The following is a 7,268-nucleotide window of genomic DNA, read 5'->3' on the forward strand; positions in this document are numbered from 1 at the left end:
ACACCATTGAAAACAAATACGCCTGAAGACAATAAGCAGCTTAAACGAGGGCTTAGCAACAGACATATTCAATTAATAGCCTTAGGCGGTGCCATTGGCACAGGTTTATTTTTGGGCGTAGGCCAAGCGGCGGTTTTGGCGGGTCCATCGGTTATACTCGGTTATGCTATCGCGGGTATCATCGCGTTTTTTATCATGCGGCAACTGGGCGAAATGGTGGTGCATGAGCCTGTCTCGGGGAGTTTTAGTTATTTTGCCAATAAATATTGGGGTTCCTTTGCCGGCTATGCGTCAGGCTGGAATTATTGGGTGCTGTACTTACTCGTGAGTATGGCCGAGTTGACCGCGATCGGCCACTATGTACAATTTTGGTGGCCGGAGATCCCTTTGTGGATGTCCAGCTTATTTTTCTTTTTTGTCATCAACGCGCTCAATCTGGCTTCGGTAAAGGTATATGGTGAAACGGAATTTTGGTTTTCCATTATTAAGGTCGTCGCGATTATCGCAATGATTATTTTCGGCTGCTACCTGTTGATTAGTGGTAAAGGCGGAGAGCAAGCGACCATACAGAATTTGACGAACGACGGTGGCTTCTTTCCTAAAGGCTGGCTATCCAGTAATGAAAGCGGGGCTTACCACGGGCTTTTAGCAGCATTGGTCATGATTATGTTTTCATTCGGCGGCTTGGAATTGGTGGGTATTACTGCAGCAGAGGCCGAAAATCCGGAGAAAAACATACCGAAAGCAACAAATCAAGTGCTGTGGCGTATCCTTATTTTCTACATCGGATCGCTATTAGTGTTGTTCTCGCTCATGCCATGGCGTAATATTACGGCCGAAACCAGTCCGTTTGTGGAAGTATTCGCCAGTTTGAAAGGTATGCAGTTTGAATTTTTGGGCGCTACCTATTATTTGACAAATATCATCGCCAACGCATTGAACATTATTGTATTGACTGCGGCGCTTTCCGTTTACAACAGTTGTGTATACAGTAATTCGCGTATGCTTTTCGGTCTAGCCGAGCAAGGCAATGCACCGAAATTCCTCACGAAACTGAATAAAAACCATTCTCCCGTTAATGCTATTTTAGTTTCTGCCGGACTTGTTGCGCTGTGTATCGTCGTCAACAAAATAATGCCCGAACGTGCCTTAGAAGTTTTGATGAGTTTGGTCGTATCCTCCCTTGTCATCAACTGGATTATGATAAGTTTAACCCATATTTTTTTCAAAAGAAGCCTAACCGAACGGTTGGAAACATCATCGTTCCCAACACTCTTCTACCCGATCAGTAACTATATATCCCTTTTCTTCCTGTTAGGGGTACTGGTTATGATGTGGTTTACGGGATTAAAGATTTCGGTGGAGCTAATACCGATTTGGTTGCTATTATTATACATTAGCTACCGTTTGGTACAGCACAACAAGAATAAAGCATAGTAGCCTTTATCGCTGATAGACCGTTAATTTTCGCGCGCTTCTTCGCCCCAGGTTTGCAGTTTTTCCTGTAATATGCGCGATATCTTGTTAAAATAGCGCTTCTGCTTGTATCCCATTACCCATTGAACACCCTGCACCGAATTCGTGCAGAAAATCTCGTCTGCTTCTTTCATGATTTCGGGACTTATTTGTGCTTCTACCACCGGAATACCTTCGTGCTCCGCCATCTTCATCACCACCGTTCGCATGACACCCGCTACACATCCCTCTGTTAACGCCGGCGTATACAGGGTTTTCTCGTAATATATAAAGATATTTGATATTAAGCCTTCACAGAGATTGCCCTCTTGATTCAGCAAAAAAACCTCATCAAAAGCGAACTTCTTTTTGTATAAACCCGCCATTACATAAATCAACGCGTTATTGGACTTAAGGTGCGACAAGTCACTATAAGGCTTTTTAAAATCGGTATACAAGTCGACAATAAGCCCGAGTTTTTTATCCCGTAATACGGGAGGCATCCGCGCTATTTGGAGGGCATAGACCGGTTTGTTAGTCTCCGGTGCATACGTACCTCCACCCCCACGATAAATAACCAAACGCACCCGTACCTGCTGGCCGATCATATTGTTTTTTCTGATCAACTCCTCGGTTTTCGAACGAATAAAAAAAGCGTCAAACTTAGTATACTCTTCCAGTTGCAATGTCTGCATACCCTGCTGCAAACGTTCGATATGGAGGTCTAAAAACCGAATATCGCCATCTTTCCAAAGCATGGTTTCAAACAGACCATCCCCATAGCGCAACGCTCTGTTATCTATAGTAGCAATTTGCTGATTCTCAGCAACAAGTTGCCCGTCAAAATTGATATATTGTAAAGACATAAAATTTTCTATTAAAACTTATCCGCCGGCGGCCGTGATGTAAGACCGCCATTTTTCTAAAACGGCCTGAAAATCGGCAGGAAGAGGTACCTCAAAATACACGGTCTCTTTTGTGCGTGGATGGACAAAACCCAATGACTTCGCATGTAGGGCCTGCCGAGGCAGTAATTCAAAGCAGTTGTTTATAAATTGCTTATATTTATTGAACACGGTGCCTTTTAAAATTCGATTGCCGCCATACGCTTCATCACCAAACAGTGGATGTCCGATCGACTTTAGATGCGCGCGTATTTGATGGGTGCGCCCTGTCTCTAACGTACAGGCTATTAACGTAACGTATCCCATGCGTTCCAATACCTCGTAATGCGTAACAGACCATTTGCCCTTTTCCGGATCATCGTACAGCTCCATTATTCGTCGATCTTTGGCATTCCTTCCTATGTACCCCGACACCTTACCTCCCTCAGCAAGATCCCCCCAAACTAACGCAAGGTATTTTCGATTTATTGTGTGTTCAAAAAACTGTTTTGCTAAAAATGTCATGGCCCATTCATTCTTGGCAATTACCAATAAGCCAGAAGTATCCTTATCAATCCGGTGTACTAAACCCGGACGTCCCGTATTGCCTGGTAGAGTCGGCAATTGGCTGAGATGATAGGTCAGGGCGTTAACAAGGGTTCCGGTGTAGTTGTTATAACCAGGGTGGACGACCATGCCCGCTTCTTTATTTACTAATAGCAAGTCATCGTCTTCGTAAATAATATCAAGCGGTATATTTTCAGGATAGACTTCCGTATCGCGTGGCGGATCGGGCAACACCATCGTGACCACGTCCAGTGGTTTCACCTTGTAGCTGGCTTTTGTCAGTTTTCCATTTACAAAAACCGTTTCGGCATCGATAGCATTTTGGATACGGCTTCTAGACGTATTTTCTACCCTGTTCATCAAGAACTTATCCAGTCTCAATAACGCCTGCCCCTTATCAGCTTCAATCCGATAATGTTCAAAAAGTTCTTGCTCGTCCTGCTCTTGTATATCGAAATCCTCTGCCATCACGCAAAAGTATCGAAATCCTTTAAAATCTACTAACTTTGACAACAGTATATGTTGCATTTTGATTTTTACAGCCCCGAGGAAGAGCTCGTTCTCCCGCTTTATGAACTGCATGGCATTCGTGTATTCGTGAAGCGAGATGATCTCATACACCCCTACATATCAGGCAATAAATGGCGTAAACTGAAATATCCGTTACAGCAGGCGCAAAAAGAGAAAAAAAAACTGTTGGTAACATTTGGTGGAGCTTGGTCCAACCATTTGCTTGCCACAGCATGTGCCGGGGCGAAATTCGGGTTTCGTACTTACGGATTTGTGCGAGGGGAAGCAGTCGATAATCCGGTGCTCAAATTATGTCAGATTTTTGGCATGGAGCTACAGTTCGTCGATCGCGAACGCTATCGGAATAAAACGGCATTATTTGATACACATTTCGCAAATTCCACAGACGCCTTTTTTATTGACGAAGGTGGCTTTGGTATGTTGGCTGCACAGGGATGTGCTGAAATTACGAACGAATTGAGCCAGGTGTACGATCATTGCTTTTGTGCCTGTGGCACCGGAACAACCTTAGCAGGTCTAGCTCTGGGGCTGGCTACTCAGCAAACGGGCACAGTACTACACGGTATTCCGGTTCTAAAAGGAGCAGGTTTTATCCGCGATGAAATTCAAAAGCTGGGGATAATCGATTCCTCAGCTGTACAACTTCATCTGGACTACCATTTTGGAGGCTATGCGAAAACTAAGCCAGAACTCATCGAATTTATAAAGATGTTCGCCCAGCAGACTTCCCTCTTAATAGAGCCAACATACACCGGAAAATTATTCTACGCTTTGCACGATTTAATTTTAAAAAGGAAGATTGAACGTGGGTCGACGGTATTGATGGTGCACACCGGTGGATTGACGGGGCTTCTAGGAATGCTACACAAGTTTTAAGCACATACTTCCGCTACCAATACACCGTGATCAAACGACGGATCATTTTGCGTCCAAATCAGGTCATAATTTATATATAGCATCCTTATGAATCACCCTTATCATTAACGCCGCCGCTCGGTTTTTTCAGATAGGATATGCATCGCTAGAAAAGAATTCGTATTTTAGACCATAAAACAGGCTGTATGCTAACAGAGATTATTATTATTTTAACGTTAATTATATTTAATGGAATATTGTCAGCTTCCGAAATAGCTATTGTATCCAGCCGGAAGGCTCGTCTTCAAGCTGCTGCAGATAAGGACAATAAATCCGCTCAAATAGCCTTAAACTTAAAAGAAAATCCAAATCATTTTTTATCTACTATACAAATCGGAATCACGCTAATCGGTATCCTTACCGGTTTTTTCAGCGGGGGTAGTATCTCTTCCTATCTGGCCACAGTATTTAGCCAAATACCGTTTTTAGCGCCCTACAATCAACAAATCGCTATCGTCGTCGTGGTGCTGGTCATTACGTATCTCTCGCTGGTCATTGGCGAACTCGTTCCTAAACGTATAGGAATGGCCATCCCGGAGCGATATGCATCGTTTGTGGCCGCACCAATGCTCATATTAAGTAAAGTTGTCAAACCGTTTGTATGGTTGTTAAGCATCTCTACCGACGCGTTAGTTCGATTAATGAATATCAAAGTCTCGAAAAATACGGTTACAGAAGAGGAGATAAAGGCACTCGTCGATGAAGGGGTATCCAGTGGAGTGATCGATAATTTCGAACACGACTTCGTGGACCGTCTGCTTGTATTGGGAGATAAGCGTGCTATTAATCTCATGGTACACCGTTCTGATATCGTTTGTCTGGATCTCCAGAATGATTTTGAAGAGAATCAGCAGATTCTCCGACAATCCGAACATAGTGAGTTTCCTGTAGTAGACGGCAGTTTCGATCAGGTAAAAGGTATTATCCATGTCAAAACTTTTCTAAAAAAATATATAGACAATAAGCCGATCGACATGCAGGCGCTGGTAAAACCTATTCCGTTCGTCAACGAAAACACATCGGCTTACAACATCCTAAACGTGCTCAGGACGGGAAACGCCCAATTGGCCGTCGTAATTGATGAATATGGTATACCGCAAGGCATTGTGTCCATCAAGGATATCGTACGTCAACTTTTCGGTGAGATGAACAACAGCGAGGAACGTTCAGATGCTTCTATCCGCAAAAGAGAAGACGGCTCATATATTATCGATGGAAGGACACAACTGGACGATTTTTTGGATTATTTCCAAATCGAATTGACTGAAGACGAAGAGGACGATATTTCCAATATCACGACACTAGGCGGATTGGTGTTTCTTACCTTAGATCATGTTCCCGAAGAAGGAGAATTTATCCACTTCAAGGACTATAAGCTGGAAGTTATCGATATGGATGGGCATAGAATCGATAAGGTCTTGGTTAATACCCCTCCTCTTTTGGCGAGCAACATCAACGAAAATGAAGACTGATTATTAATAAGGAATGGTTAGTTCTTCTAACGCCTCGATATTTCCTTTAAACATGTTAAGGTCTACGTCGCCGTTTATGCCCCGCACATCACCCCGTTCGGAGAATTGCCAAAAATCCCAATGTTTTCTGGGCTTGTTCATCCAGAAATTATAATTCGCGATCCACAATATGTAATCCGAAAATTCTTTTTCTAAGAAGTCCGTAAAATAGCTATCTCCAGAATAGAGAATGGGTTGAATTCCGTAATGGCCTTCTACTTCATTAAGCCATCGTTTCAATCCCACTTTTAGCGAATCCATAGATTGCTTGCGAGGACGCTCTTCAATATCCAGTACCGGGGGCAAATCGCCGGGTTTCAGTTTAACAACACTAATAAAATTACGCGCTTGGCGAATGGAGTTTTCATTGGGCCGGAAGTAGTGATATGCTCCGCGTAGCTTCGTTCTGCTTTCTGCTCCTTTCCAGTTTGCCACAAAACGGTTGTCTTTGGCCTTCTCCCCCATCGTTGCACGAATAAATATAAAGTCAATGGCGACCTGATCGTATATGGTGCTGATATCGGTCCAGCTCACGTCACCTTGGTACTGTGATATATCAATACCGTACACGTAATCCTTATGTTTATCGATTAACTCCCGGTTTCGTTTTTCGTGTTCACTGGCGGTATGCGTACCTGGTGATTCCTCTGGAAAAATCCAGCTTTTTAGCGTATAAGAAAAATCCGTTTTATAATATAAAAGAGCAAACGCCATTAAGATACTTAAGGGAATGGCCACACTCCAAATTAAATATTTTTTTCGTTCAGCGTCGTCTGCTTTCGTTGTTTTAATCGCCGGTTTTTTTCGATATTTCGCCATATTTTCGGTGAAAATACTGGATTTATTCCTTATGGACAAACAGCAACAGCCGCTTTCAAACCCTACAAAAAAATAATCCGCCTCATTTTCAACGCGTAATAACTAAAGGTCAAAATAAGTTTCGTTAATCAGCCCGAAATTTCTACTTTTGTCGCGGAGAGTTGGCAGAGTGGTCGAATGCGGCGGTCTTGAAAACCGTTAACTGTCACAGGTTCGGGGGTTCGAATCCCTCACTCTCCGCAGAGCTTCAATCGAAAGGTTGGAGCTTTTTTTATAGCTAAGCTTTTACAAGCTGCTCGTTGAGGGATGAGAACCCCCGGGTTCGATTCGAAGAAGGTTCAGGCCTGAGTATGGGGATGTGGGACTGAACCAATCCCTCACTCTCCGCAAAGCTTCAATCGAAAGGTTGAAGCTTTTTTTATAGCTCAGCTTTTACAAGTCGCTTATTGAGGGATGAGAACCCCCGTGTTCGATTCGAAGAAGGTTCAGGCCTGAGTATGGGGATGTGGGACTGAACCAATCCCTCACTCTCCGCAAAGCTTCAATCGAAAGGTTGAAGCTTTTTTTATAGCTCAGCTTTTACAAG

The 7,268-nt window shown here is 43.4% G+C and carries 6 protein-coding genes and 1 tRNA gene; 4 read left to right on the forward strand and 3 right to left on the reverse strand.

Annotated features, from left to right (window positions below; all coding sequences use genetic code 11):
- The first annotated feature begins 6 nt into the window (after positions 1-6).
- Positions 7-1,437 carry an amino acid permease gene (locus LKO28_RS14075; RefSeq protein ID WP_227695634.1) on the forward strand — a complete coding sequence of 477 codons (1,431 nt, stop codon included), beginning with the start codon at positions 7-9 and terminating at the stop codon, positions 1,435-1,437.
- Between the two features lie 23 nt (positions 1,438-1,460).
- On the opposite strand, the gene LKO28_RS14080 is transcribed toward LKO28_RS14075, so the two are convergent.
- Positions 1,461-2,321 carry an aminotransferase class IV gene (locus LKO28_RS14080; protein WP_227695635.1) on the reverse strand — a complete coding sequence of 287 codons (861 nt, stop codon included), beginning with the start codon at positions 2,319-2,321 and terminating at the stop codon, positions 1,461-1,463.
- An 18-nt stretch (positions 2,322-2,339) separates the two neighbouring features.
- Positions 2,340-3,374 carry an RluA family pseudouridine synthase gene (locus tag LKO28_RS14085; protein ID WP_227695649.1) on the reverse strand — a complete coding sequence of 345 codons (1,035 nt, stop codon included), beginning with the start codon at positions 3,372-3,374 and terminating at the stop codon, positions 2,340-2,342.
- A gap of 51 nt (positions 3,375-3,425) precedes the next feature.
- On the opposite strand from LKO28_RS14085, the gene LKO28_RS14090 reads away from it, so the two are divergent.
- Together LKO28_RS14090 and LKO28_RS14095 are read left to right on the forward strand one after the other, a co-directional pair.
- Positions 3,426-4,313 (forward strand): 1-aminocyclopropane-1-carboxylate deaminase/D-cysteine desulfhydrase, encoded by an 888-nt coding sequence (locus LKO28_RS14090; protein WP_227695636.1) that lies wholly within the window; start codon positions 3,426-3,428, stop codon positions 4,311-4,313.
- A 185-nt stretch (positions 4,314-4,498) separates the two neighbouring features.
- Positions 4,499-5,824 carry a hemolysin family protein gene (locus LKO28_RS14095; RefSeq protein WP_227695637.1) on the forward strand — a complete coding sequence of 442 codons (1,326 nt, stop codon included), beginning with the start codon at positions 4,499-4,501 and terminating at the stop codon, positions 5,822-5,824.
- A gap of 3 nt (positions 5,825-5,827) precedes the next feature.
- Here the strand turns inward: LKO28_RS14095 and LKO28_RS14100 are convergent, their stop codons facing one another.
- The gene (locus LKO28_RS14100; RefSeq protein ID WP_227695639.1) at positions 5,828-6,682 is read right to left on the reverse strand and encodes a GH25 family lysozyme; all 855 of its coding nucleotides are present in this window, start codon (positions 6,680-6,682) and stop codon (positions 5,828-5,830) included.
- 155 nt (positions 6,683-6,837) lie between these two features.
- Here LKO28_RS14100 and LKO28_RS14105 point away from each other — a divergent pair.
- A tRNA-Ser gene (locus LKO28_RS14105) sits at positions 6,838-6,922 on the forward strand.
- Positions 6,923-7,268: the final 346 nt, after the last annotated feature.

The sequence above is a fragment of the Sphingobacterium sp. FBM7-1 genome (assembly GCF_020687765.1).
GTDB lineage: Bacteria > Bacteroidota > Bacteroidia > Sphingobacteriales > Sphingobacteriaceae > Sphingobacterium.

What these genes read in the sequence shown, in the direction of transcription:
- LKO28_RS14080 (WP_227695635.1), bottom strand. Translation starts at nt 2,321, where the DNA reads ATGTCTTTACAATATATCAATTTTGACGGGCAACTTGTTGCTGAGAAT.
- LKO28_RS14085 (WP_227695649.1), bottom strand. Translation starts at nt 3,374, where the DNA reads ATGGCAGAGGATTTCGATATACAAGAGCAGGACGAGCAAGAACTTTTT.
- LKO28_RS14090 (WP_227695636.1), top strand. Translation starts at nt 3,426, where the DNA reads ATGTTGCATTTTGATTTTTACAGCCCCGAGGAAGAGCTCGTTCTCCCG.
- LKO28_RS14095 (WP_227695637.1), top strand. Translation starts at nt 4,499, where the DNA reads ATGCTAACAGAGATTATTATTATTTTAACGTTAATTATATTTAATGGA.
- LKO28_RS14100 (WP_227695639.1), bottom strand. Translation starts at nt 6,682, where the DNA reads ATGGCGAAATATCGAAAAAAACCGGCGATTAAAACAACGAAAGCAGAC.